Genomic DNA, 25,149 nt, shown 5'->3' with positions numbered 1-25,149 from the left:
GAAATAAATTTTCTTTATCTTTTTTTATAAATAAATATTTTTTATTCTATTCTTCTCTTCTATTTTTTTAAATATTTTACTAGATATGCTTTTTTCTAAAGCTTCTACATACTTTGGTCTATGAGTATCACTTCCTACGAAACTTACTAAACCATTATTTATTAGATAATTAACTGCTACTTTAGATTTTTTTCCATAGAAGTTATCAATTGAATTTACATTTATTTGAAACTCTAAACCTATTTCTTTTAATTGATAATATTTTTCTAAAGAAGATGAGAAATATGTATATCTTTCAGGGTGTGCTAATACAGGCTTATATCCTGCGTTTAAAAGCTTAAAAACTGTTTGTTCTATACCAAAGGTAGGAGTAGTATAGGAAAGCTCAAATAAGACATAATTATCACCAAAAGTAAGAAGCTCTTTTTTTCCAATAAGTTCAATAAAATGTTCATCATAATAATACTCACTAGCTGCTTCTATAGCCATATTAATATTTTGTTTTACTAATTCTTTTTGTACTTTATCTAGACCATTCAAAATAATATCTCTATTATTTGGATATCTATGGGACATAATATGTGGGGTAGTGATTAGTTTTTTGAAACCTAGTTTTTTTAAAGATTTAATCATATCTATACTTTGTTCCATAGATTTAGATCCATCATCAATTTCAGGAATTAAATGTGAATGTAAATCTGTGGTATAAAATAAAGGAACTTTTATATCATCTTTTTTAAAACTGTTGAATAGTTTTTTTAACAATTTATTTTATCTATTTAATTTTTCAACTATTTTTATTAAATAATTAGCAGAATTAACTGCGCTGGATTTTAGAAATTCATCAAAATCAAAACCTGCATCCATATCAGCACTATCAGAAATAGCACGTAATATAAAAAATGGTACATTTAAAGCATCACAAACGACAGCAACACTTGCACCTTCCATTTCTAAGGCATCAGCTTTGAAAGTTGATTCTATAAAATCTTTACGCTCTGTAGAGTGTACAAACTGATCACCTGTTGCTATTGTGCCTTCAATTACTTTTAGATTATTTTCTTTTGCTACTTCTATTGCAACTTTTCTTAAATCTTTTGAAGTTTCTACAAAAACACTTCCACCTGGAACAAATCCATTTGGATGTCCAAAAGCTGTAATATCTAAATCATGTTGACATAATTTATCAGCGATAATTAAATCACCTATTTTAAGCTCAGGATTGATAGCACCTGCAACACCTGAAAAAAGTAAAGTATCACAACCAAATTTCTCACACATAGTTGTAGCAGTAAGACTTGCGAAAACTTTTCCAATTTTTGAATATGCTATTACAATATCTAAACCCTTGTAATTTACTTCATAATATTTATTATTTGCAAATTCTACTACATTTACATTTGTAAAGTGAGATAAAAGAGGTTCGATTTCCTCTTCCATTGCTCCCATGATTGCTAATTTAGTCATTTAAAGCCTCAATTGTTTTTTCTAGTGATGCAAAATCACTTACATTTAATGTAGGAATTGATTTACAAATTTTTCTATTTAAACCTTTTAAAACAGCACCATTTCCAAATTCAATAAATGCATCTACATTTGTATTTGCTAAAATTGATTGCTTATATTTTACTGGTGATGTAAGTTGAGATGATAATAATTCAATAGCTTCATCTTTCATAGTATAACTTTGTGTTGTTACATTTGAAATAACAGAAGAAAATTCATCTTTTAAATACTCTTCTAAATATGGTTTTAAATTTTCAACAGATGCTGTTAATAATTCACAATGTGAAGCTACAGACATATCTAAAACAATAGCTCTTTTAGCTCCTGCTTCTTTAAATGTATCAACTAAAGATTCTAAATCTGCTTTAATTCCAGCAAGTACAAGTTGTCCATCCATATTATAATTTGCTGGCCATACTTGTTTTCCTGCTGCTCTTTGTTCTTCACAAATATTTTCTACTGCTTTGTCATCCATACCTACTAATGCCATCATACCAGCACCACCATTTGAGCATGCATCAAGCATAAATAAACCACGTTTATGTACTAATTCAACTGCATCTAAATAATCAAGTGCTCCAGCAGCTACTAAAGCTGAAAATTCACCTAACGAATGTCCTAAAACGAATTCAGGTTGAATATCGTACTTATCTTTAAAAATTGCATTTGCAATTGAACTTACAAGTAAAATTGCAGGTTGTGTAAATTCTGTTTTACCTAATCTGTCATTTTCAGTAAATAATAGCTCTTCAAAATTGATTCCTAAACGCTCGCTAGCTTTTGAAATCATCTCTTTTGCAATATCACTATTTTCAAAAAAATCTTTACCCATTCCAACAGCTTGAGAACCTTGCCCTGGAAAAATAAAAGCAACTTTTTTCATTATAATACCTCATATAATTAAATTTTTAAATATGTAGTTTATTTCAAAACTATTTGTTAAAGTTAAAATTCATAACCCTAAAAAATAGTTTTGCCCAAGTGCATAAATACACTCGGGCAAAAAAGATAATTGTTTTGTAATATCTTGCTAACCTAGCAACTACTAATTACAACCACAACCACCTGATTGAGGTGCAGATTCAGATGAACCACCACCACAACATCCGCCACTCATCGCAGCCATTCCACCAACAACACCAGTTTGAACTTCTTCTTCACTAGCATCTCTTAAAGATAGAACTGTAACAGAGAACATTAAAGATTTACCAGCCATTGGGTGGTTATAATCAATAGTAACTTCTTTATCATCAAATGATTTAACTAAAACTTGAACAGTTTCACCTTGCTCACCAGTTCCATATAATGACATACCTTCAGCTAACTCAATACCAGCAAATTGCTCTTTTGGTAAAACTTGAATAGCTTCTTCATTGTACTCACCGTAACCATCTTTAGGTTCAACTAAAACATCCGCAGATTCGTTAGCAGCCATTGTTTCAACTTTTGCTTCTAATCCTGGAATAATTTGACCTTTTCCAGTAATAAATTCTAAAGGTGCTTGACCTAAATTAGTGTCTAACTGATCACCAGTTTTAGCATCTTTAAGATTATATTCTATACCTATAACTTTATTTGACATAAATGTTCCTTTTTATTATTTTTTATAATTTTGATAAATTTTTCTTGGCTACTTTAGACTCAGAAGAATTAGGATAAAGATCTATTAAAGTACTGTAAAAGCTTTTAGCATTTTCTTTATCTTTTGTCTTTTCAAATGAGATAGCACTGTGCAATAATAATGTAGGCATATAAGCTGCTTTATCATAAAGAATAGCAGATTTTTTAAAATGACTTATTGCAAGGTCATATTTCTTTCTTACATACCACATTTCAGCTAAGTAATAATTACCTTCTGCTGGTTTATAATTTGCACCTACAAGAGCTTCAAACTTTGGAATTGCTTTTGTAAAGTTTCTATTTTTGTAATCTTCTTTTGCACTTGCAGATAAACCAGCTTTATCAGAAAGATCAATTTCTTTAGACTTTTTTTCTACACTTACAGAAGGAGATGATGAAGTTGATGCACTTGAAGTTGATTTAACTCCAACTGCTTTTTTTAATGCTTCAAATTCAGCTCTTGTAACAAACTGATTCATATTGGTTTTTAATTCATTTTCAGAAATATATTGAGAATTAATTTTATTAACTAAATTGGATAGTTTTGAAACTGCACGTTTTAAAGTTGAAATACTTGTTTTAACTTCTTTATCAGTCTCTTCTTTCATATTTAGAAGTTGTTCTGAAACATTTTTGATTTCTTCAGTTTCTGTGCTATTTTTACTAGCCATATCTGAAGATAACTCAACTTTTTTTATAATTTCATTCATTTTTAAAACTGTAGAGTTCAATTTTGAAGAGTCACCTTCATAAATTGATTCAAGACCTTCAATTCTTTTATTTAATGAATCAATTAATAACTTAACATCACTTACTTTTGAAGTAAGTGTATTTAGTTTTTTTTGATTTTTAAGAATATATTTCTCAGAAGAGTTTAATCCATAAGGGTTTTTAGCATTTAGATCACCAGCACCAAAAACTGAAACCTCTTCGGCTACAGCTAATGTGCTAATGATTAAAAAAGATAAAATATATTTATTCATAGAATTATTTAGTAAGAGCGTGTTCTACTCTTCTATTTTTTTGCCAACAAGCAGAAGTTTTTTCAGTACAAGCTGGATTACTTTCACCTAATGTAACTAATCTAACATTAGCATTTACGCCATTATTAATTAAAACATCTTTTACAACTTTTGCTCTTTTTAAACCTAAAGCATAGTTATACTCATCAGTTCCCCATTCATCAGTGTTACCTGTAACTTTAATAGTAGAAGAAGTATTAACAGCAGATAATTTATTAGCATTATTCATAACTACATCTTTCATTGATGATGTTAAGTCATACTTGTTAAATCCAAAGTATACATTTTCAATTAATACTTTTTTACCATTAATGATATAGTAAACACCATTATCAGCTTCACCAGCCATTGAGAAAGAACCATCTGTAATTTCATTGATAGTTGTTTCTGGAATCGTGTTTAAAGCTGATTCTGAATTATCAACAACAACTTGCTTTGGAGTATTGTCAACTGTCATGTCAACGTTTTTTTCACTACAACCTGCTGTAAATAAAACAGATGCCACTAAGAAAGAGTAAATACTAATTTTTTTCATAAATTTATCCTTAAATTAAAAATTAACTTATTTTACAAAATCAAAACTTAATTACCAATCAATTGATTGAATTCTTCCATTATTAGAAGGGAATAAATATGACTTATTGAAATTTAATCTTAAAATTCCAATTGAACTAACACCTTTGAATGACTTAATAAATAGGAGTGACTCGCCATCTTGAGAGAATTTTGGGAATTGATTTATTCCACTTGCAGTTAATCTTTTTAAATCATCAGACTTTGTAGACATTAGGTAAAGATTAAAAGATTTTTCACCTAATTCATTCTCTTTATCTTTACTTGCATAAACAATATTGTCTTTGTATGAAGTTGCTGAAGAATTGTTTCTACTATGATAAACTAATTTTTCTACACCTCTTGAGTTAACACTTTTAGCAAAAATATTTGGATTTCCTAATCTATCTGAAACAAATACAATTCTACTATCATCTTCAATAAACTGTCCACCAACATCAATACCACTATATGTTGTAACTCTTGTTTTTTTAGCCGTTCGTGTATCATAAGCATAGATATCTGGTTGACCTGAAGGAGAAGCTGTAATTAGTAACTTTGACCCATCTGCACTTACATCAGAACAAGCAATCATTCCATCAGAACTCATAATAACTTTCTTACTACTTGTAAAGATATTTAATTTTACAAGTGTAGGTTTATCATAGTTATATGATGTGTAATAAATACTTTTTTGATCTTTTCCAGCCCATTTAGGGAAGATATTTAAACCACCTGATACAATCTGTTTTTTGTAAGTTAAAGTATAATCTCCAATCATAATATCTGCTTTACCAGCACCTTTATAAACTGAATAAATTACAAATTTATCCATCCATTTAATACTTGGCGCTTTAAAGTGATCATTTATTGAGATTGCTGTTCTATGAGCTAAAAATGGATATCTATTTTCTCTTGAACTCGTGAAACTTTTCTCTAAAATCATAGCTTGTGCATTTATATCATATAATTTAGTTAATAAACTATATCCACCTGTAGCATTTCTAACAGCAGATAAATTTAAATATAAATCAACATTTTCATTTGTTAAGACATTTAAATCTGGTAACTCAGTATAATTTTTATTATGTTGAATACTTAATACTTCAAAATGCCCACTAATTTCTAAATCTTTTGAAAGTATTTTCTTGATTTTATTTAGTGTAGAAATTTCACTTGTATCACTTGCAACTGAAATAAGAATTTTCGGTAGTGTATTTGCTTTTTTTACTATCTCAAGCTTTGCATCAACTGCTGCAAAAACTGAACTTATTAGTAATATTGTAATTAGTAATATTTTTTTCATATTTATCCTTTTGATTTAAAGTCAACATCTATTTGAACTTTTTTTCTTTTTTTAGGTTTAGGGTATATTATACTTTTTTGTTCTTCTAAAAAAGCTTTTAAAGAAATATCAAAATCATTATTTCCAGAATATTTCTTAAATTTATAATCAAATCTTCCATTTGTATCAATCATAACAAGAACAGTAGCTTGTAATCCATCTTCTCTAATTAAAGGTATCCATACATCAAGTAAACTTGAAACTTGAGAAAAATATTCATCACTTTCTTTACTTTTACTCTTACTAGAACTACTTACATTTGTAGTTGTTTTTTTGTCATTTAATAATTTATCAAGTTTTACATTTGATGATTTTTTTTGTTTCTCAAATTTTGATTTAAACTTTTTAGGGTCAATTGATTTAACAACTTTATTTACTTCTTTTTTCGCAACTTTTGCTGATTTTGTACTTACGTTTGCAAATAAAGATTTTAAATCGGGTTTTTTCTCAGCAGCTTTTGAAGCAGCTTTTTCCACCACGACTTCTTTCTTTTCAATTTTTTTATCTTCTTTTTTTTCTATTCTTTTTTTATCACTTTTTTCAACAATTACGTCAAGTTCTAAAACTGTAACTTTTGTTTTAGCAGTATATTTTTTCACAGGAGGTGAACTAATGTAATAAACAACTAAAAAACATAGAAGAATGTAAAAAGAAAAAGATAATATTCCAGATATTAAAAGAGATGAATTTTTTTGCATTGATTAACCATCTGTAACTAAAGCAACTTTAAAAAATCCAGTCTCTTTTACTGATTTTAAAACAAATATAATATCGTCATATTTCAATGATTTATCTGCTCTTATATGAACAGGAGTATTTTTATCTTTGCCATTAACAAATAGTAAAAAACTATCAGGGAAGTTTGCTATATCATATTTTTTCTTATTAATTATAACTACTCTATTTTTATCAATTTGAATATCTATTTTTTTGAAATTAGAAACTTGTTTTGATTTACTTCCTTTTGGAAGATTAATAGATTCTTCATAATTAATTACAGGTGCAGTTACCATTAAAATTGCTAGTAAAACTAGCATAACATCAACTAAAGGGGTTATATTTAAATCTGGTTTTTGATTAAAATCATACATAAATTAACCCTTAGCAATTAATATTTGAGATTGAGCCTTAATATAAGTATTTAATTCATAAACTTTTCTTACAATTATTTGATGAAAAGTATATGCAAAAATTGCCACGAAAATACCTGCAGCTGTAGCTATTAGTGCTTCTGAGATTGCAGGAGCAATAACTGAAAAAGCAACTTTAGACTCTGTAGAAAATTTTGCAAAAGATTCTAATATTCCTACAACCGTACCAAATAAACCAATAAAAGGTGCTGTAGATGAGATAATTGCTAACCAAGATACACCAACACTAGCGTCTTTAATAATATTAAGTTCGCATGCATTTAGCAGTTCTTTTGAATTCGTATTATTTGCACATTTATTTAATGCAGATAATGGTGAAAATGTAGCTTCTCGTGAAGTAAGAGATTCTAATGATTTTTCTTCATTTCTAATTAGTGCAGTAAGTGCAAAATATCTATATAAGAAAATCCATATTGTAATGATTAAGTAGATTGACAATAGCGCTAAAACTATATAAGTTATAGCACTACTATTAGTCAAATAATTTAGTATTGTATCAGTCATAAGCTATTATGCAAATGAGTTAATTCTTGCTTCAACTGAGGCAACAGAGACTTTAGAATCTTTAACAGAGTTAACTAAGTCTTTTGCAGCTTCAATATTTTTAGCAATCTGTGAATCTGGTCCAGAAGTTAATGCTATTGCACCATCTGCTAGAACGTCAACTGAACTTTCATCAACTTTAACATGTCCCCAATTTATGGCAACAGCTTCAGTAGAATCAGCTTTTTCAATAATAATCACACCAACTGTTAGTGAAGAAATTAATGATGAGTGTCCTGGTAGAACACCGAACTCTCCCTCTTTTCCTGGAAGAGTTACGGTTTTTACATCATCATTAAAGATTTCTCCATTAGGTGTAACTATTGATAATTTAATTGTATCCATGTTATGCCTTAATGGTTAATTATTTTAAACTTTCAGCTTTAGCTAAAGCTTCGTCCATTCCACCAACCATGTAGAATGCCATTTCTGGAAGGTCATCATATTTACCTTCTAAGATTCCTTGGAATCCAGCAATAGTATCTTTTAATTCAACGTATTTACCAGGAGATCCTGTGAATACTTCTGCTACGAAGAATGGTTGAGATAAGAATCTCTCAATTTTTCTAGCTCTAGAAACAACAAGTTTGTCAGCTTCAGATAATTCATCCATACCAAGAATTGCAATAATATCTTGTAAATCTTTATATTTTTGAAGAACTGATTGAACACCTCTTGCAGTATTATAATGCTCTTGACCTAATACATCTGCACTTAAAATTCTAGAAGTAGAATCTAATGGATCAACTGCTGGGTAAATACCTTTTTCAGCAATTTTTCTGTTAAGTACTGTTGTAGCATCTAAGTGAGCAAATACAGAAGCAGGAGCTGGATCTGTTAAGTCATCCGCAGGAACATATACAGCTTGTACAGATGTAATTGAACCTTTATTAGTAGATGTAATTCTTTCTTGTAACTTACCCATTTCTGAAGCAAGTGTTGGTTGGTAACCAACTGCTGAAGGAATTCTACCTAATAATGCAGACATTTCAGAACCTGATTGTGCAAATCTAAAGATATTATCAACGAACATTAATACATCTAGACCTTTTTCATCTCTGAAGTACTCAGCCATAGTAAGACCTGTTAAGGCAATTCTATTTCTAGCTCCTGGAGGCTCACTCATTTGACCATAACATAATGCAACTTTGTCCAGTACGTTAGAATCTTTCATTTCGAAATAAAGGTCATTACCTTCTCTTGTTCTTTCACCAACACCTGCGAATACTGAGTATCCTGAATGTTTGAAAGCAACATTATGGATTAATTCCATGATAATAACTGTTTTACCAACACCAGCACCACCGAATAATCCTACTTTTCCACCTTTTGAATATGGTGCAAGTAAATCTACAACTTTGATACCAGTTTCAAACATTTCTGTTTTAGTTGATTGCTCTTCAAAAGAAGGAGCAGATCTATGAATAGACCATCTTGGAGTATCTTCAGCAATAGCTTCACCTTCATCTACAGGTTCACCAATTACATTGAAAATTCTTCCTAATACAGCATCTCCAACAGGAACCTTAATAGGACCTCCTGTAGCGTTACATTCTTGACCTCTAGTTAATCCCTCAGTCATATCCATTGCAATAGTTCTTACTCTACTATCACCAATGTGTGCAGCAACTTCTAATACTAATCTGTCAGCGTTAGCGTCTGCTAATACTACGTCAATAGCTTCATTTATTTCTGGTAGGTAGCCGTCGAATTCAACATCAACAACCGGACCCATTACCTGAATAACTTTACCTTTCATACGCGATGCTCCTTTAAATTATTTTAATGATTCTACACCAGAGATAATTTCAATCAACTCTGTTGTAATTGCAGCTTGTCTAGCTTTATTATATTGTACTGTTAATGAGTCAACTTTCTCTTTTGCATTCTTAGTTGCTGCTTCCATTGCTTGCATTCTTGCAGAATGTTCAGCAGCTAAAGAGTCAATTAGAGCGTAATACATATTGAAATCAATATACTTACCTGTTAATTCATTTAACACTTCTTCATCATCATCTGGTTCAATATTTAACATAGAACTTGCATTTTCAACATCTGCACTTTCTAAGCTAACTGGTAACAATTCTCTAACTCTAATTTCTTGAGTTAACATGTTTAAGAATCCATTATAAACAACTACTACTTTATCAGTAGCACCTGTATTAAAGTCTTCTACAACATCGTTAATAAAATCAGCTGCTCTATCATACTCAGGAGCAGAAGATAAATCAGAAACTGATTGATGTAAACTTACACCTTGGAAGTTAAAGTAATCAACACCTTTTCTTCCAGCAGCTCTTAATCTAACTGTTGTTCCTTTTGCATTATAGTCATTCATCATATTACTAACAGTTTTAATTGTTGCCATATTAAAACCACCGCAAAGTCCCTTATCGGCAGTAACAAAAACAATATCAACTGTTTTTGGGTTATCATTTGCAATAAATGCCTTACCGATGTTTCCTTCGTCTTGAACTTTGCTAACTCTAGCAGCGATATCAGAAAGAACATCATTTATCTTACCTGCATAACTTTTCGCTTGATCAGACAGTTGTCTAGTTCGCGTTAGTTTTGCAGAAGATACAAGCTTCATAGCTTTAGTTGTCTTCTGAGTGTTTTTCACACTACCAATTTGTACTTTAATCTCTTTTAAGTTAGCCATTAACTAATCCTTAGTTTGCACTAAATACAGTTTTAAACTCTTCTAATGCAGCTTTTAATTCTGCTTCAGTTTCATCATCTATCTTTTTCTTAGATCTAATAGCATCTAAAATATTAGTATATTTTTGTTCAAAGAATGCATGTAATTCAGCTTCGTATCTTACAACATCTTCAACAGCTACATCATTAATATAACCTTTTGTACCAGCATAAAGAATAACAATTTGTTTTTCAATTACTAAAGGAGCGTTAACACCTTGTTTAAGTACTTCAACCATTCTTTGACCAAGTTCAAGTTCTCTTCTTGTAGCTTCATCAAGATCTGATGCAAACTGTGCGAATGCTTCAAGTTCTCTAAATTGTGCTAAAGATAATTTTAAAGTACCAGCAACTTGTTTAGTAGCTTTAATTTGTGCAGCTCCACCAACTCTTGAAACTGATAAACCAACATTAATTGCAGGTCTAATTCCTGAGTTAAATAGGTTTGTTTCTAAGAAGATTTGACCATCTGTAATTGAAATTACGTTTGTTGGAATATATGCAGCAACATCCCCTGCTTGTGTTTCAATGATTGGTAATGCAGTCATAGACCCAGCACCATTTTCATCTGACATTTTTGCAGCTCTTTCAAGTAATCTTGAGTGAAGATAGAATACATCCCCTGGGAATGCTTCTCGACCTGGAGGTCTTCTTAATAATAATGACATTTCTCTATATGCAACCGCATGTTTAGTTAAATCATCATATACGATTAGTGCATGTTGTCCATTATCTCTAAAGAACTCACCAATAGTAACACCAGTATATGGTGCTAAGAATTGTAATGCTGAAGAATCAGCAGCACCTGCATTAACAATAATAGTATAATCCATTGCTCCAGCTTCTTCTAATGTTCTTACTACTGTAGCAACATTAGATGCTTTTTGCCCAATTGCAACATAAATACAAGTAACACCTTGATCTTTTTGATTAAGGATTGTATCAATAGCAACTGTAGATTTACCAGTTTGTCTATCACCAATAATAAGCTCTCTTTGACCTCTTCCGATTGGAACAAGTGCATCAATTGCTTTAATACCAGTTTGTAATGGTTCATGAACAGATTTTCTAGCCATGATTCCAGGAGCTTTTTCTTCAACTAATCTTGACTCAGTTGATTCAATTGCACCTTTACCATCAATAGGTTCACCAAGAGCATTAACTACTCTTCCTTTCATTGCATCACCAACAGGAGTAGATAATAAAGAACCAAGTCTTTTACAAGAACTTCCTTCTCTTAATCCATCACCCTTACCAAGTACAACTACACCTACAGAAGCTTCTTCTAAGTTTAATGTAAGACCTTTGTCCCCATTTTCAAACTCAACAATCTCTCCAGCCATAACGTTCTTTAGACCGTAAACTTGAGCAACACCATCTGCATAAGAGATGATTTTACCAGTTTCATTTACATCTACATTTAATTCAAAGTTATCAATTCTTTCTTTTATGATCGAACTGATTTCATCAGCTTGAATTTTTGTACCCATTCAATTTCTCCTTTGTTAAGTTCTAAACTGCTTGTAAAATATGATCAATCATTTGTGACTTTAATCTTTCTTTAGAGAAAGAAATTTCAACACCTAATCCATCAATATCTACTTTGATACCATCATAATCACAAACATTTTGCGATAATGATAATTTAACATCAAATTTTTTACTAAATTGTTTTTCAATTGAAGAAACATAATCTTTCGATAATTCTTCATTTGTATAAACAACTCCAACATATGTATTATTCATTTTTGCAATTTGAACATTAAGTTCATTTGCAATAAATGGTAATATCTCTAATCTTCTTTTTTCACCAAGTAATTTAACAAAGTTTGTTAAAGTTTTATCAGCTTTTTTCACTAATGAAAGTACTAATTCAACTTTTTTGCTATCACTTACTTCAGGAGAAGATATAATAGAGTTAAATTTATCATCAGTGAATGCTGAAGAAATACTATTAAGATTATCATTTACAACAGTAATATCTTTAATATCTCTTCCATCAACTAATGCTTTAACATATTTTTTTGCTACTAAATCATTCATATTAAGCTACCTTCTTTAAAACAATATTAACTAACTCATCTTGAGATAATTTGATATTGTCAGATTTTAATAACTCTTCAAGAATTTCTGCAACAACTTCTTTTTTAGCTTTTGATGTTTCTACTTTAATCATTTCCTCTAGATTTTTTTCTAGATTATTAATATCAGCAGTTACAGCTAATGATACTTTTTCTTTAACAGAATCAATATCAGCTTTTGCGTTTTCAACAATTTCAGCTGCAATTTTATTTGCATCTTCAAGTTGTTTTTTGGCTTCATTTACTTTATCTTCAGAAGCTTTTAAAGTATCTTGTACTTTGTCAAGTTCTGCTTGAATAGATAAAGTTCTATCAGCAAAAAATGCTTTAATTTTATCAGCAATTAAATACCATAAAATTCCAGCAAATATAATAAAGTTAACGGTTCTTTGAACAATATCTGTTTCAACCGCACCTTCGCTACTTGCAAATAATGCAACAGGAGCTAAAGCTAATCCAAGTAATAAAATTCTGTTCATATTTCCACTTCCCTTTTAAATTGAGCTAAGATTAGCTTTTAGGCTCTCATTAAATTGAGGCATAGAAGATACTAAAGAATCTCTTAGAGCTTTAGTTTCATCTTGTAAGTTTTTAGCAAATTCCGAAGACTTTGCTTCTAAATTAGATTTAGCACTTGCAAGTTTTGCATCAGCGCTCTCTTTGGCTTCCTTATAGGCTTGTTCTCTAATAGCAGCTGCTTCTTTTTTTGCTTCAGCAATCACATTGTTTGCTTCTGCAATCATTCCATCAACATTTGCACCGTTTGATTTCGCATCTTCTAAATCTTTCGAAATAGAAGCTGTTCTATCATCCATATGCTTAAGTAATGGGTTGAATAGACAACTGTTTAGTCTAGCAAGAACTAAAAGAAAGATAACACCAGAGCTAAGCAATAATACAGGACTTATGTCTAACATTCATTCCTCCATATTTTTTACAGTTTAGTTTAACTAAAACTCTATTATTTTAGCAAAGTTAACTATAAAATTATATTAAAGGAAAAAATTAAAGTATAAATTTTTAGTTTTTGTTACTATTGTAACTTAAAGTAAGAAGAAATTTTTTCAATATCTTCTTGAGAGTTGATTTCAATTTTAAAATAATTCTTTTCAGCCTTGGCTTTAAGGCCATTTGCTTCAAATTTTGATAAAACATTTGATAAGGGTTTAAAATCAAAATTCGCTTTATTCTTCTGTTTTTTAGGACTTGGATTGTTTTTAGATTTTAACTCTTTTACAAGCTTTTCTGTCTCTCTAACAGACAGTTTTTGTCCAATTATAGAATCACAAACCATTTTCTGTTCATTATCACTTAAACCTAACATAATTTTAGCATGACCTGCACTAATTTTGTTACTTGCTAAAAGTTGTTGAGCATATGAGCTTAATTGTAACAATCTTAAAGTATTTGTAATTGATGTTCTACTTTTAAATACTTTTTTTGATAATTCTTCATGAGTAATATTGTGTTCATTGATTAATTGTGCATATGAATATGCTAATTCTACAATATTTAAATCATCTCTTTGAATATTTTCAATTAATGCATATTCTCTTAACTTAAAAGCATCAATATCCAAGACAATAGATTTAATAGTTTCTTCTTTTGCTAATTTATGTGCTCTTAGTCTTCTTTCTCCTGAAACTAATGTAAAAGTATCATCTTCATTTTGTATTACTGTTATTGGCTGTAATAAACCATGTTCTTTAATAGATAAACTTAATTCTTCAAGTTTCTCTTCATCAAAAATTTTTCTTGGTTGATTTGGGTTTGCTTGAATTAATGAGATATCTAAATCGACTACTTTTGAAGCATAATCATGAGTATTATTACTCTCATATGCTGATTCTACTTCTCCTAATAATTCTCCTAATCCTCTACCTAATGCCATAAGTTTTCCTAGTTATAATATAATTTTATAAAGTTATGCAGTAATTGCACGAGCAAGATTTGTATATGCTTTAGTACCACTAGCACTTGCATCATATAACATAATTGGTTTTCCAAAACTAGGGCTTTCAGCTAGTTTTATATTTCGTGGAATCACTACATATGAGCTATCATCAACTTTGAATAATTTACTCTCAAAATGCTGTGCTAAATCTGCAAACACTTGTTTTGATAAATTATTCTGAGAAGAGTACATAGTAGGAAGAAAACCTCTAATTTGTAAAGTCTTATTTATTGTCTGCTTGACTAATTTAATCGTACTTAATAACTGTGCTAAACCTTCAAGTGCAAAAAATTCACATTGAATTGGAATAAGTACAGAATTTGAAGCGCTTAAAGTATTTATTGTAATGGGTCCTAAAGCGGGAGGTGAATCAATAATTATAAAATCATAATCTTTTTTAATTGGATCAATTTTTCTTTTTAGGACTAATTCTCTCTCTTTAGTATTTTTATAAAACTCTTTTTCAATTCCTACAAGTCCAATATTTGATGGTGCTACTTTTAAATTCTCTATTTCTGAATCTAAGATAATTTCACTTAATTCTTTAGTCCCTAGCATTACATGATAAATATTATACTCATATGTATCCCTATGAAATCCTAAAGATGTTGTTGCATTAGCTTGAGGATCAGCATCAATTAATAATACTCTTTTACCTTCTAATGCTAATGCTGCACTTAAATTAACAGCAGTAGTAGTTTTACCTACTCCACCTTTTTGATTAGCTATTGCTATAATTTCTGTCATCTTAAACTAAATACCTTTTTATTATTTACTTCTATTGAGCCATCACTATTTAATATCGCATTTTCTAATGATATTTTTTCATTATCAACGGTTGCTTTGAATTTTCTACTATTTTCGAATTCTACCTTAAAATCACTAAAGATTTGCTTCCATAAATATTTTCTTTCTAATTTATCAAAGTAACATTTTAAAATATCATTTGAGTTGATTTTAATATCTAATTTTCCATAATCATCATTTACTGTTTTTAAATTCAAACCTATGCCGCAATATATTAAATCTTTTGATACAGTTGTAATCGTTCCGCCAATTTTTTTATCATTTACGTAAAAATCATTTGGCCATTTTAACCATACATTTGAAGTATTTTCTTTTAAAACTTCTTTTAATATATATGAGAAATATATTGATGCACTTTGAAGTAAAAGATCATCTGGTAAATCTTTTTTTGATATTACAAAAGAGAAAAAAAGATTGCCTTTAATTCCACTCCAAGAATTACCCCTACTTCCAATTCCATTTGTTTGATAATCAGTACAAATACATATATTCTCAGTATATGTATTGTTTTTTATATATTCTTTTAAATATGTATGCGTAGAACTGACTTCATTTAGTTTAATTATTTTCATAATAAGAGTATACATAATAACTTTACAAGATTATATTAAATATAATCATTTTAAAAAGGTTAATATGTTAGATCCAGTTTTACCAATAGCCATGTATCTACTTGTAGGATATTTATTTAAGATTGTTTATCATGACAACTCAAAACAACTAATAGAGTTTATCATATATTTTTCACTTCCTGCAATTGTATTTTCAAAAATATATCCTTTAGTTTTAGATGAAAAAATACTTGGTCTTATTCTTATGTTTATAGGCTTTATTTTATTTAACTTAACTCTTGCATACTTTATTGGAAAAATGATGAAGTTAAACAAATTGCTTCTTGCTACATTTATGATTATGTCTACTTTTGGAAATACTTCTTTTATTGGATTTTCATATATAGATGCTTTTTATGGTCAAGACTATATTGTTTACGGTTTGATTTATGATTTATTTGGTTCTTTTTTACTTTTAGTTTCTGTTGGAATGTTTATTATAACTTGGGGAAGTGGAAGAAAAAATGATACAAAATCTATATTTAAAAGTGTTTTATTATTTCCACCTAGTTTAATGTTTTTTATTACAGTAATTGCAAAAAACTTTGAAATCCCAAATTTTATAATGCTAACAAGTCAAACATTAGGAGCTACTCTTGTTCCTATTGCTATGATTGCAATAGGAATGAAATTAGAACTTAAACACATTTTTGTAAAGTTTCATATAGTCTCTATGGCTATGATATTAAAAATGGTGATAGTTCCAATAATTGTGTTAATTGGTTTTCAAGTATTTTATGGAATTGATCAAACTTGGGTAAAAGTTACAATTATTGAAGTAGCAATGCCTCCTATGACTATGGCTACAGTTTTAGCAATAAAAGGTGGATTAGATGAAAAAGTTGCTATTAACTCATTAGTTTTAGGAGTTCTTTTAAGTTTACTTACAATTACAGCTTACACAACTTACTTAGCATGATTTATTCTGCTAGGTTAATTGTAAAAACTGCTCCTGTATAATTCTTATCTTTGTATGAATAATCAGAATTTTCAACACTAATAGTGCCTTTCATATGTTTTTCTATAATAAGTTTTGTTAAAAATAGTCTTATTCCAGTATCTTCATGATTATCTTTATTTTTAGATCTTTGTTCGAAAATATTTTCTTTTAAAGAGGAATCTATACCTTTTGCATTATCTTTTATTTTTAAAGATATTATCTTATTTTTTTCTTCTAGATCAATAAATATATATCTAGTTTCACCCATTGGAATATTTAATAATAATGCATTTTTTGCATTGGTTAATAAGTTTAAAATACATTGTGTAAATTCATTTTTAAGTCCATATGTATATAAACTATTATCTAAATTTAATATGATATTAATATCATTAATACTCATATCTGTTTCTGCAATTTCTAAACTTTTCTTTATAGCTTGCGAAACATTAAAATTTTCATCCATTGTATTAACATTATAAAAATCTCGAAAATCATCAATTGTTTTAGATAGTTCTTGTGTTGTTTTAACAATCTGCCTTAATTGTGATATATTATTCTCTTTACTACCACTTTGAATTTCTAAATTAATGCATACACCACTTGCAAGTGTAGAAATAGTACTTAAAGGCTGTCTCCATTGATGAGCAATATTACCAATCATTTCGCCCATTGATGCCATTTTTGATTGGTGAAAGATGATAGCAGATTTATTTTGATCTTCTTTAATTTTATCTTCAATCTTTATTTCTAGATCTTCATTTGCTTTTATAAGCTGATTATTTAATTCCTGTAATTTTAAAACATCATCTTGTGCTTTTGAGATAGAAAGAGAGATAAAAGAGCTAATCATTGAGATAACATCTTTATCTTTTTTAGTAAAGACTGAATATTTATCATTTTCTTTTTTATTAAGTAATTGAACAACACCTAATACTTTCTTTGTAATTGGATGAACTAAGGGAACAGAGATAGTTGAGTGTGTTTTATAATTAAATTTTTTATCAAACTCTTTTGCACCTAAGAAATCATACTCTGATGCAGAATATATATCATCAATCATGATGATTTTCTTTGTTAAAAAAGAATCAACAGCTAAATACTTATCTTTTTTATCAAGTGGTAATTTGTATTCATTTGAAGAATGATAGAATTTATAAATATTTTCATATGATAAAGCATCATTTTGAAAAACATGAAACTTTAAAAATTCTTGCTGTTTTATATATATAGTTCCAGCTTCAGCTTTTAATAATTCTCTAGTATATTTTAATATTTCATGAAGTAAAACATCTAAATCACTTATATTAAATAAACTAACATCATAGATATGTTTTAAATCCTCTGTATCCATAATCCTCTACTTAATTAATTATTTTATTCATAGTAGCAGAAATTATTTTAAAGTATCACCTTTTTCTAATCTTTGTCCTCTTAAATAATCAACAGAACTTATAGCTTTTTTTGAAGGAGCTTGAATAGTTTTTATTTTTAAACTACCTTTTTTACAGCCAATTAATACACAATCATTTTCAATTGCTAAAATAGTACCTTCATTATTTTCTGATTCATTCTCAATAAATTCCACATCTTTTAGCTTTAAACTTGATGCTAAAAAAATCCCAGGCCAGTATGAATATGCTTTGTATTTCAAAAAAAGTTTTTTTGCAGAAGAAAAGTCCACTAAGCCATCTTCTTTTTTAATCTTTTTACAAAAACTAACTTCCGCTTCATTTTGTTTTAGTGGTTTAATATTATTAAAATTATCCAATGTTGTAATAGTTAAAGTTGCTGCAATATCAGATAGTTTATCAAAAGCTACATCAACTTCCATGTTAGGAGTAATTTTTAAATATTGTAAACCTAAAATATCTCCTGAATCTAAACCCTCTTCCATAAACATAGAAGTTACACCTGTAAAATAATCATCATTTAAAAGTGATTCTTGAATTGGACTTGCACCTCTATATTTTGGTAAAAGAGAAGCATGAAGATTTATACAAGGAGCAATATCTAAAATTTCCTTTGGTAATATTTGACCATATGCTGCTACAATTATAAAATCTGGTTTTAAATTTTTTATTTCTTCAACAGCTTGAGTATTTCCTCTTAATTTTTCTGGTTGAAAAATAGGAGTAGCTATGTTTTCATCTATACAAAACTGTTTAATATGAGGAGCTGTTAAAATTTGTTTTCTTCCAACAGGTTTATCAGGTTGAGTAAAAAGACCAATTACATCATAAGAACTTTTATTTAACTCTTTAAATATCCTAGTCGCATAATCTGGTGTTCCCATAAAAAGTATTCTTTTACTCATTAATCTTCCTTAAAATTTATTTTTCTTTTTGAAAAATTGTTCCACTATTATGATTATCATAAAGTAAATAATCATAGGCATTTTTTAAATCAAAACCTGATGTTAAGTACATCTTTTTATTTCTTTTTATTAAGAAGTTTGCAGCTTTTAATTTTGTAACAATTCCACCTGTTGCAAACTCTGAGTTTGGAGTATGCTTCATTTGTAACTCTTCTTCATCAATAGAATTAACAATTTTTAATATTTTTGCATCAGGATTTTCATGAGGGTTTGAATCATAAAAACCATCAATATCACTTAATATTGCTAACATATCTGCATTAAAAAAGTAAGCAGCATGCGCTCCTAACTGATCATTATCCCCAAATAAAAGTTCTTCATTTGCAATAACATCATTCTCATTTATAATAGGTACAATATTGTTTTGTAATAATATTTCCATTACAGCTCGTGCATTTTCAGATCTCTTTCTTGAATCAAAATCTTCAGCAACTAAAAGCATTTGAGCACATTTCATATCATGTTGAGCAAATCTTTTTTTATAATACTTCATAAGTAATGGTTGACCAATAGCAGCTAATGCTTGTCTATTTAGAATTTCTTTTCTATCTAGATTTAATACAGTATTTCCAGCTGCAACCGCACCTGAAGATACTAAAATTACTTGAAGATTTTTTTCTTCTTTTAACTTAGCTATAAAATCGACCAAATTATTTAATCTATTAATAGCTAATGTTGTATCTTCTCTTAATACAGCGCTACCAACTTTTATAACTAAACGTTTCATTTATTTTGATCTAATAAATTATAAAGTGCAAAAGTAATTGATTTTGTATTTTTTCTTGTAACTGATGAAATTGGTAATACAAAAAATGGTTTACTATTGTCAAATCTAGAATAAGTTAAATCTTGTACATAATATGGGTATTCTTTATCAAAACCAAACTCATTAGAACTAGAACATTCTAAACCAATATCAATAATAAATTGTTTAATATCTGATTCTAAATCTTCACCATAATATCCATCAATTTTACTTAATGCAATTGCATAATTTCTTCCTGATAATTCAGTTGAGAATTTTGCAACTTCTTCTTTTAAAACATTATATTGATCAATCATTGTTCTATGATTTGCCACATCAATCATAAATAAAAGAGTTTTTGTTCTTTCAATATGCTTTAAAAATTCTAAACCTAAACCTCTACCATCTGCAGCTCCATCAATAATTCCTGGAATATCTGCCATTACAAATGAGTTATAATCACCAACTTCAACAACACCTAATTTAGGAGTTAAAGTAGTAAATTCATAATTTGCAATTTCTGGATTTGCATTTGATGTAGTTGAAATCAATGTTGATTTACCAACATTTGGATATCCAACTAATCCAACATCTGCAATTAACTTAAGTTCTAATCTAATATTTTTACTAAGACCTGGAAGTCCTGGTTGAAAATATGTTGGTCTTTGATTCCTAGAATTTTTAAAGTGAACATTTCCTAGTCCACCTTTTCCACCTTCTAAAATCTTTACCTTTTCACCTTCTGTTACTAAATCAAATAGAATATCACCTGTATCATCATCTATAACTTGAGTTCCAGGTGGAACAACTAATACTAAAGGTTCAGCAGACTTTCCAGTCATTCTAGAACCCATTCCTTGTTTTCCAGGCTCAGCTTTAAATACTTTTCTACCCTTATAGTTTGATAATGTATCAGTGTTAGAATCTACAACAAAGTAAACATCTCCACCTTTTCCACCATCACCACCATCTGGTCCACCTTTTACAACAAACTTCTCTCTTCTAAAAGAGGCACAACCTTGTCCACCTTTTCCTGATGAAACATTAAATCTAGCATTATCTATAAACATTTTAACCTCACTTTTGTGAAAAATAAAAAATCAACACTATATTAACTTTTTATTTTCCATTTTGTATAAAAAAAAAGGGTGCCAGCATATGCTAACACCCTACTTAAAAACTCAAAAAAATTCAGAATTACGAAGCGTAAACTGAAACTTTCTTTCTTTTTTTATCTTTAACTTCGAATTTAACAACACCGTCAATTAAAGCATAAATTGTATGATCTTTTCCGATACCAACATTTTGTCCAACATGAACTTTAGTACCTCTTTGTCTAATAATAATATTACCAGATCTTACAACTTCACCACCATATTTTTTCACACCAAGTCTTTTTCCAGCTGAATCTCTATTATTCTGTGTACTTCCTTGACCTTTCTTATGTGCCATAGTTTATCTCCTTAACTTGATTGTGCTTACGCAGCGATTTTAGTAATTCTAATTTTAGTGAAGCTTTTTCTAAAACCTCTTTTTAACTTAGAATCTTTTCTTCTTCTTTTTTTGTAAATAATAACTTTTTTATCTCTATTTACACCTGTACCATCTAATACTACTTCTGCTTCAACTTTAGCATTTGATACAGCATCACCTGTAACTAATTCACCGTTGTTTACAGCTAATACATCAGTAATTTCTAATGTTTCTTTTGCAGCTTTACCAGTATAATCAATGTCTAAGATATCACCTTCAGAAACTTTATACTGTTTTCCACCACATTTGATAATTGCGTACATTTTTATTCCTCTAAATTAACTTCTCTTGTGTTAACTTCATTTTATTAATGCTAACTTTATTTTGAACGTGAATAGTATCTAAAGTTAGTTTAAACTTTCTTTAAGACAATTATCTTTTATCTATAATCTGCAGCAAGTGCAACACAGTCAATCATTATAAGTGAATTTTGTGGTAATCCATTTGTTGAAATTGTACTTCTTGCTGGCTTATGTTCTCCAAAAGCCTCTGCAAATAATACATTTACAATTCCAAAATCATCAATATTTTCTAAATATACTGATACTTTTATAACTTGTTCCATTCCACTATCTGCGTCTTCTAATAATGTTCTTAAGTTTGATAATACTTGTCTAGTTTGAACTTTAATATCTCGTTCAACCATTGTACCATCAAGTGTTATTGGAACTTGTGCTGATGTATAAACTAACCCATTATTTTTAACTGCAGGAGAATATGGGCCTATTGCTGCTGGTAAATTATCACTTTGTACTAATTTCATATCTTTTCCTCTTATATTTTAGATAACTTTTTTAGTATTCTACAAAAAAGAATCTAGAATAGAAATTAATTCTATATATTAGTTATAAATTATAAATTATAACTAACTAGTTTACCCTGTTTTAACTGATAAATATTATCTTTGATTTTTCGTATTAAATTTGCTTTTTCTCTAAAATCATAACTTTTATCATAAGAGATAGCTGTTAATTTATTTGAATAGAATTTATATAAAAGTGTAAGTAGTTCTTGATTTAATCTTTCATCATCATAATTTTCTAACTTTTCATTTAATGTAATTGAATTTAATGAAATATTACTAATATCATTTAATACTAAATCAAACTCATTTTTATGTGCTTCAAACATTGAAGCATCTACTATATCCAAAACAGAATCTAATCTTGATGGTTTTTCTAAAATAGATTTTATTATACATAGTTCTGCTATATCTATTTTTGTTAAGTTAGAATCAATAGGTCTATGACTTACATCATTATTTACACTTACTCTATTTTCTCTAATATTTAATTTTTGTGCGATATATCTTTTATACTCATCTTGATTAAGAGGACTTAATGATTTTAAGTAATCATTTGCTTCAGTTAAAGCTTTTTGTTTTTGTGATGGGTTATTAATTTCATATTTATCAATAATATAATCAATACTATAAGGGATAAAAGCTTGTGGACTTGAAAAGATTTGATTTAACTCTTCTATTTTACCTTCTTTTACCATATCAGCAGGATCCACGCCTTCACCAAAAATTACAACTCCACCTTCAAATTCACCTTGACTTAACATAACGGAAGCTTTAAAAGCAGCTGTAAGTCCTGCTTTATCTCCATCATATGCTAAAATTATTTTAGGTTCGCCTCTTCTTACTAGTGGTAAGTGGTCTTTAGTAAGTGCAGTTCCTAGTGTTGCTACTGCTGTGTTAAAACCAGCTTGATGAAGCATAATTACATCTAAGTAACCTTCACATACAATTAATTGGTTCTTTTTATAAATGTGTTCTTTTGCTAAATGATATCCATAAAGTAAACGTGATTTATTAAAGACTTTTGTTTGTGGTGAGTTTACATACTTCGCATTATGTCCTGTAATTGTTCGTCCACCAAAACCAACCATTTTCCCATTTATTCCATAAATAGGAAAAGTAATTCTTTCAATAAACCTTGAATATAAACCATTTGTTCCCGTATCAATTACACCCAAATCAATTGCATCGGTTAAATTATAATGATTGGACTTTAAAAAATTAATAGTGTCACCTGACGTGGGAGCATAACCTATTTCAAATTTTTCAATTGAGAATTCTGAGATTCCTCTTGAATTTATATATTTTTTAGCAGTATTATTATTTACAAATAGCTTTTGATAAAATTTATTTACATCTTCTAATATTCTTATATCTTGTTGTTTCGTATTTACATTATCATATTCTAAATTTACATTATTCATCGAAGCTAATTTTTCAATGGCTTCAGGATAAGATAGTTTTTCATATTCCATTACAAATTTAATAGAATCACCACCTACTCCACACCCAAAGCAGTGATATATTTGTTTTGCAGGACTTACTACAAATGAAGGAGTTGTCTCTCCATGAAATGGACAACATGCTTTAAAGTTTGCACCTGATTTCTTTACTTCAATAAACTGCGAAATTACATCAACAATATCAAGGTTGTTTTTCAAATTTTCAATGGACTCTTTTTTAATCATTTGCGATTATAGCACTTTATTTTTTTATATGTACTTTTATGATAAAGTGCTTATCTATTCAAAGATATAAATAAGGCATAAAGTGGATAATATAGTTTTAGAATATAGAGACCCATTGTTCGGTGTAATAATACTAGTTGCACTTGTATTTATAATTTCATTTCTTGCATACTCTTATGGAATTTACAGAGAAAGAATTGCTAGAAAAGATTATAGAAAGTTATCTCGTAGATTTGAATTAGGGAAACTTAAAGAAGACGATTATGTTCACTTATATAAGACATACAACTTACCCTTTGATTCAATACTATTATTAGCTTCTACATTTTTACATAAAGGTGATTACAATAAAGCTATAAACGTTTATTTAACACTACTTGAACATGTAAATGATAGAGTTAAAAAAGAAGAACTTTTACAACTACTTGGAACTACTTATTTTAAAGGTGGTTTTTTACAAAGATCAAAAGATGTATTTTTACGAATATTAAAATTTTCTCCAAGAAATAAAGAAACATTAACATATTTACTTCTAATTTATGAAAAATTAAAAGATTACAAAAAAGCAAAAGAAATTACAACTTGCTTAGAAGAACTTAATAAAAATGTTACAAAAGATCAAACATATTTAGATGCACTTATTATATTAAACGACCCTTTATATTCATATGATAAAAGAATAGAACTTTTACATAAAATATATAAAAAAGATAAAAATATTCAAAGACTATTTGTACAATTTTTATTGCAATTTAACAAAGAATATTTTTGGAATCACGTTGAAGAGTTTGATGCAAAATCTTTTATTGATTTGATGTGGTATCTAAATATTGATGATATTGATTTTAAAAAAGTTTCAAATAATGAATTTTTAGTTGAATTATATAATGCAAAAGGTTATTTAGATACAATAGATCATAGTCAAGATTTCATTTTTAATATTTTAATATTACTTCATAAATATTCAAAAGAAGTAACTGCAACATTAGATTTTGAGTTTATTTGTAGTTCATGTAAACATACTCATCCAATTTATGATAATAGATGCCCTCATTGTCATAATATTTTGACATTTAATGTAAATCATACATTAAGTAAATCTTTAGACCAAGCAATACAATCATTACAATAATAAAATAAATGAAAGATGTGATATAATCTTCACTTTATTA

General features: G+C 28.5%; 30 protein-coding genes. 2 read left to right on the top strand and 28 right to left on the bottom strand.

All coding sequences use genetic code 11. From position 1 onward, the window contains the following. Positions 1-24: 24 nt before the first annotated feature. The 20 genes from KO488_RS13295 to KO488_RS13200 form a co-directional block, all read right to left on the bottom strand. The gene (locus KO488_RS13295; RefSeq protein ID WP_216059297.1) at positions 25-765 is read right to left on the bottom strand and encodes a tyrosine-protein phosphatase; all 741 of its coding nucleotides are present in this window, start codon (positions 763-765) and stop codon (positions 25-27) included. A 6-nt stretch (positions 766-771) separates the two neighbouring features. Next, positions 772-1,467 carry a 5'-methylthioadenosine/adenosylhomocysteine nucleosidase gene (locus KO488_RS13290; RefSeq protein ID WP_216059296.1) on the bottom strand — a complete coding sequence of 232 codons (696 nt, stop codon included), beginning with the start codon at positions 1,465-1,467 and terminating at the stop codon, positions 772-774. Continuing rightward, entirely contained in the window at positions 1,460-2,389 is a 930-nt protein-coding gene (gene fabD / locus KO488_RS13285) for an ACP S-malonyltransferase (RefSeq protein WP_216059295.1), read from the bottom strand. The genes KO488_RS13290 and fabD overlap by 8 nt, the downstream gene beginning before the upstream one ends. A 162-nt stretch (positions 2,390-2,551) precedes the next feature. Next, on the bottom strand, positions 2,552-3,088 hold the full coding sequence (locus tag KO488_RS13280) for an FKBP-type peptidyl-prolyl cis-trans isomerase (protein WP_216059294.1): 537 nt from the start codon (positions 3,086-3,088) through the stop codon (positions 2,552-2,554). 22 nt (positions 3,089-3,110) lie between these two features. Continuing rightward, a complete protein-coding gene (locus tag KO488_RS13275) occupies positions 3,111-4,109 on the bottom strand; it encodes a tetratricopeptide repeat protein (RefSeq protein WP_216059293.1) in 999 nt (332 codons plus the stop codon). A gap of 4 nt (positions 4,110-4,113) precedes the next feature. After that, a complete protein-coding gene (locus KO488_RS13270) occupies positions 4,114-4,683 on the bottom strand; it encodes an OmpA family protein (RefSeq protein WP_216059292.1) in 570 nt (189 codons plus the stop codon). Between the two features lie 51 nt (positions 4,684-4,734). Further along, a complete protein-coding gene (gene tolB, locus KO488_RS13265) occupies positions 4,735-6,006 on the bottom strand; it encodes a Tol-Pal system protein TolB (RefSeq protein ID WP_216059291.1) in 1,272 nt (423 codons plus the stop codon). A 2-nt stretch (positions 6,007-6,008) separates the two neighbouring features. After that, positions 6,009-6,743 (bottom strand): TonB C-terminal domain-containing protein, encoded by a 735-nt coding sequence (locus KO488_RS13260; RefSeq protein WP_216059290.1) that lies wholly within the window; start codon positions 6,741-6,743, stop codon positions 6,009-6,011. Between the two features lie 3 nt (positions 6,744-6,746). Further along, positions 6,747-7,136 (bottom strand): biopolymer transporter ExbD, encoded by a 390-nt coding sequence (locus tag KO488_RS13255; RefSeq protein WP_216059289.1) that lies wholly within the window; start codon positions 7,134-7,136, stop codon positions 6,747-6,749. 3 nt (positions 7,137-7,139) lie between these two features. Further along, positions 7,140-7,634: a MotA/TolQ/ExbB proton channel family protein gene (locus KO488_RS13250; protein WP_228319184.1), complete on the bottom strand. Its 495-nt coding sequence runs from the start codon at positions 7,632-7,634 to the stop codon at positions 7,140-7,142. A 72-nt stretch (positions 7,635-7,706) separates the two neighbouring features. Beyond that, the gene (atpC, locus tag KO488_RS13245) at positions 7,707-8,084 is read right to left on the bottom strand and encodes an ATP synthase F1 subunit epsilon (protein WP_216059287.1); all 378 of its coding nucleotides are present in this window, start codon (positions 8,082-8,084) and stop codon (positions 7,707-7,709) included. 19 nt (positions 8,085-8,103) lie between these two features. Then, entirely contained in the window at positions 8,104-9,498 is a 1,395-nt protein-coding gene (atpD, locus tag KO488_RS13240) for a F0F1 ATP synthase subunit beta (protein ID WP_216059286.1), read from the bottom strand. Positions 9,499-9,516: 18 nt separating this feature from the next. Further along, complete coding sequence (gene atpG, locus KO488_RS13235) at positions 9,517-10,401, bottom strand: ATP synthase F1 subunit gamma (protein WP_216059285.1); 885 nt, start codon at positions 10,399-10,401, stop codon at positions 9,517-9,519. A 10-nt stretch (positions 10,402-10,411) separates the two neighbouring features. Continuing rightward, positions 10,412-11,929, bottom strand: coding sequence for a F0F1 ATP synthase subunit alpha (gene atpA, locus KO488_RS13230; RefSeq protein WP_216059284.1), 1,518 nt, complete (start codon positions 11,927-11,929; stop codon positions 10,412-10,414). A 22-nt stretch (positions 11,930-11,951) separates the two neighbouring features. Further along, entirely contained in the window at positions 11,952-12,482 is a 531-nt protein-coding gene (locus tag KO488_RS13225) for a F0F1 ATP synthase subunit delta (protein ID WP_216059283.1), read from the bottom strand. Position 12,483: 1 nt separating this feature from the next. After that, entirely contained in the window at positions 12,484-12,999 is a 516-nt protein-coding gene (locus tag KO488_RS13220) for a F0F1 ATP synthase subunit B (protein ID WP_216059282.1), read from the bottom strand. Positions 13,000-13,014: 15 nt separating this feature from the next. Beyond that, positions 13,015-13,437: a F0F1 ATP synthase subunit B' gene (locus KO488_RS13215; RefSeq protein WP_216059281.1), complete on the bottom strand. Its 423-nt coding sequence runs from the start codon at positions 13,435-13,437 to the stop codon at positions 13,015-13,017. Positions 13,438-13,553: 116 nt separating this feature from the next. Further along, positions 13,554-14,411 (bottom strand): ParB/RepB/Spo0J family partition protein, encoded by an 858-nt coding sequence (locus tag KO488_RS13210; RefSeq protein ID WP_216059280.1) that lies wholly within the window; start codon positions 14,409-14,411, stop codon positions 13,554-13,556. Positions 14,412-14,444: 33 nt separating this feature from the next. Next, the gene (locus tag KO488_RS13205; RefSeq protein WP_216059279.1) at positions 14,445-15,221 is read right to left on the bottom strand and encodes a ParA family protein; all 777 of its coding nucleotides are present in this window, start codon (positions 15,219-15,221) and stop codon (positions 14,445-14,447) included. Then, a complete protein-coding gene (locus tag KO488_RS13200) occupies positions 15,218-15,853 on the bottom strand; it encodes a biotin--[acetyl-CoA-carboxylase] ligase (RefSeq protein ID WP_216059278.1) in 636 nt (211 codons plus the stop codon). The genes KO488_RS13205 and KO488_RS13200 overlap by 4 nt, the downstream gene beginning before the upstream one ends. 64 nt (positions 15,854-15,917) lie before the next feature. Here KO488_RS13200 and KO488_RS13195 point away from each other — a divergent pair, with 64 nt between their 5' ends. Further along, positions 15,918-16,811: an AEC family transporter gene (locus tag KO488_RS13195; protein ID WP_216059277.1), complete on the top strand. Its 894-nt coding sequence runs from the start codon at positions 15,918-15,920 to the stop codon at positions 16,809-16,811. Between the two features lies 1 nt (position 16,812). Here the strand turns inward: KO488_RS13195 and KO488_RS13190 are convergent, their stop codons facing one another. The 8 genes from KO488_RS13190 to dnaG form a co-directional block, all read right to left on the bottom strand. Next, a complete protein-coding gene (locus tag KO488_RS13190; RefSeq protein WP_216059276.1) occupies positions 16,813-18,186 on the bottom strand; it encodes a GAF domain-containing sensor histidine kinase in 1,374 nt (457 codons plus the stop codon). A gap of 42 nt (positions 18,187-18,228) precedes the next feature. Then, positions 18,229-19,149 (bottom strand): methionyl-tRNA formyltransferase, encoded by a 921-nt coding sequence (gene fmt, locus KO488_RS13185; protein ID WP_216059275.1) that lies wholly within the window; start codon positions 19,147-19,149, stop codon positions 18,229-18,231. A 16-nt stretch (positions 19,150-19,165) separates the two neighbouring features. After that, positions 19,166-19,936, bottom strand: a complete 771-nt coding sequence (gene proB / locus KO488_RS13180; RefSeq protein WP_216059274.1) for a glutamate 5-kinase — start codon at positions 19,934-19,936, stop codon at positions 19,166-19,168. After that, positions 19,933-21,024, bottom strand: coding sequence for a GTPase ObgE (gene obgE, locus KO488_RS13175; protein WP_216059273.1), 1,092 nt, complete (start codon positions 21,022-21,024; stop codon positions 19,933-19,935). The genes proB and obgE overlap by 4 nt, the downstream gene beginning before the upstream one ends. 127 nt (positions 21,025-21,151) lie before the next feature. Continuing rightward, positions 21,152-21,406 carry a 50S ribosomal protein L27 gene (gene rpmA / locus KO488_RS13170; RefSeq protein ID WP_152187848.1) on the bottom strand — a complete coding sequence of 85 codons (255 nt, stop codon included), beginning with the start codon at positions 21,404-21,406 and terminating at the stop codon, positions 21,152-21,154. Positions 21,407-21,432: 26 nt separating this feature from the next. Beyond that, positions 21,433-21,750, bottom strand: coding sequence for a 50S ribosomal protein L21 (gene rplU / locus KO488_RS13165; RefSeq protein WP_216059272.1), 318 nt, complete (start codon positions 21,748-21,750; stop codon positions 21,433-21,435). Positions 21,751-21,866: 116 nt separating this feature from the next. Next, positions 21,867-22,250 (bottom strand): Rid family detoxifying hydrolase, encoded by a 384-nt coding sequence (locus tag KO488_RS13160; protein WP_216059271.1) that lies wholly within the window; start codon positions 22,248-22,250, stop codon positions 21,867-21,869. 89 nt (positions 22,251-22,339) lie between these two features. Continuing rightward, entirely contained in the window at positions 22,340-23,977 is a 1,638-nt protein-coding gene (gene dnaG, locus KO488_RS13155) for a DNA primase (RefSeq protein ID WP_216059270.1), read from the bottom strand. Positions 23,978-24,059: 82 nt separating this feature from the next. Between dnaG and KO488_RS13150 the strand changes: the two genes are divergently transcribed. Continuing rightward, positions 24,060-25,109 carry a tetratricopeptide repeat protein gene (locus tag KO488_RS13150; protein WP_216059269.1) on the top strand — a complete coding sequence of 350 codons (1,050 nt, stop codon included), beginning with the start codon at positions 24,060-24,062 and terminating at the stop codon, positions 25,107-25,109. The last annotated feature ends 40 nt before the right edge of the window (positions 25,110-25,149 follow it).

The sequence above is a fragment of the Poseidonibacter lekithochrous genome, assembly GCF_018861145.1.
Lineage (GTDB): Bacteria > Campylobacterota > Campylobacteria > Campylobacterales > Arcobacteraceae > Poseidonibacter > Poseidonibacter lekithochrous_A.
This window is presented reverse-complemented; position numbering and strand designations above follow the sequence as displayed.

Excerpts from the sequence above, each read along its gene's own strand:
- KO488_RS13290 (WP_216059296.1), bottom strand. The coding sequence starts at position 1,467 with ATGACTAAATTAGCAATCATGGGAGCAATGGAAGAGGAAATCGAACCT.
- fabD (WP_216059295.1), bottom strand. The coding sequence starts at position 2,389 with ATGAAAAAAGTTGCTTTTATTTTTCCAGGGCAAGGTTCTCAAGCTGTT.
- KO488_RS13280 (WP_216059294.1), bottom strand. The coding sequence starts at position 3,088 with ATGTCAAATAAAGTTATAGGTATAGAATATAATCTTAAAGATGCTAAA.
- KO488_RS13275 (WP_216059293.1), bottom strand. The coding sequence starts at position 4,109 with ATGAATAAATATATTTTATCTTTTTTAATCATTAGCACATTAGCTGTA.
- KO488_RS13270 (WP_216059292.1), bottom strand. The coding sequence starts at position 4,683 with ATGAAAAAAATTAGTATTTACTCTTTCTTAGTGGCATCTGTTTTATTT.
- tolB (WP_216059291.1), bottom strand. The coding sequence starts at position 6,006 with ATGAAAAAAATATTACTAATTACAATATTACTAATAAGTTCAGTTTTT.
- KO488_RS13260 (WP_216059290.1), bottom strand. The coding sequence starts at position 6,743 with ATGCAAAAAAATTCATCTCTTTTAATATCTGGAATATTATCTTTTTCT.
- KO488_RS13255 (WP_216059289.1), bottom strand. The coding sequence starts at position 7,136 with ATGTATGATTTTAATCAAAAACCAGATTTAAATATAACCCCTTTAGTT.
- atpC (WP_216059287.1), bottom strand. The coding sequence starts at position 8,084 with ATGGATACAATTAAATTATCAATAGTTACACCTAATGGAGAAATCTTT.
- atpD (WP_216059286.1), bottom strand. The coding sequence starts at position 9,498 with ATGAAAGGTAAAGTTATTCAGGTAATGGGTCCGGTTGTTGATGTTGAA.
- atpG (WP_216059285.1), bottom strand. The coding sequence starts at position 10,401 with ATGGCTAACTTAAAAGAGATTAAAGTACAAATTGGTAGTGTGAAAAAC.
- atpA (WP_216059284.1), bottom strand. The coding sequence starts at position 11,929 with ATGGGTACAAAAATTCAAGCTGATGAAATCAGTTCGATCATAAAAGAA.
- KO488_RS13225 (WP_216059283.1), bottom strand. The coding sequence starts at position 12,482 with ATGAATGATTTAGTAGCAAAAAAATATGTTAAAGCATTAGTTGATGGA.
- KO488_RS13220 (WP_216059282.1), bottom strand. The coding sequence starts at position 12,999 with ATGAACAGAATTTTATTACTTGGATTAGCTTTAGCTCCTGTTGCATTA.
- KO488_RS13215 (WP_216059281.1), bottom strand. The coding sequence starts at position 13,437 with ATGTTAGACATAAGTCCTGTATTATTGCTTAGCTCTGGTGTTATCTTT.
- KO488_RS13210 (WP_216059280.1), bottom strand. The coding sequence starts at position 14,411 with ATGGCATTAGGTAGAGGATTAGGAGAATTATTAGGAGAAGTAGAATCA.
- KO488_RS13205 (WP_216059279.1), bottom strand. The coding sequence starts at position 15,221 with ATGACAGAAATTATAGCAATAGCTAATCAAAAAGGTGGAGTAGGTAAA.
- KO488_RS13200 (WP_216059278.1), bottom strand. The coding sequence starts at position 15,853 with ATGAAAATAATTAAACTAAATGAAGTCAGTTCTACGCATACATATTTA.
- KO488_RS13195 (WP_216059277.1), top strand. The coding sequence starts at position 15,918 with ATGTTAGATCCAGTTTTACCAATAGCCATGTATCTACTTGTAGGATAT.
- KO488_RS13190 (WP_216059276.1), bottom strand. The coding sequence starts at position 18,186 with ATGGATACAGAGGATTTAAAACATATCTATGATGTTAGTTTATTTAAT.
- fmt (WP_216059275.1), bottom strand. The coding sequence starts at position 19,149 with ATGAGTAAAAGAATACTTTTTATGGGAACACCAGATTATGCGACTAGG.
- proB (WP_216059274.1), bottom strand. The coding sequence starts at position 19,936 with ATGAAACGTTTAGTTATAAAAGTTGGTAGCGCTGTATTAAGAGAAGAT.
- obgE (WP_216059273.1), bottom strand. The coding sequence starts at position 21,024 with ATGTTTATAGATAATGCTAGATTTAATGTTTCATCAGGAAAAGGTGGA.
- rpmA (WP_152187848.1), bottom strand. The coding sequence starts at position 21,406 with ATGGCACATAAGAAAGGTCAAGGAAGTACACAGAATAATAGAGATTCA.
- rplU (WP_216059272.1), bottom strand. The coding sequence starts at position 21,750 with ATGTACGCAATTATCAAATGTGGTGGAAAACAGTATAAAGTTTCTGAA.
- KO488_RS13160 (WP_216059271.1), bottom strand. The coding sequence starts at position 22,250 with ATGAAATTAGTACAAAGTGATAATTTACCAGCAGCAATAGGCCCATAT.
- dnaG (WP_216059270.1), bottom strand. The coding sequence starts at position 23,977 with ATGATTAAAAAAGAGTCCATTGAAAATTTGAAAAACAACCTTGATATT.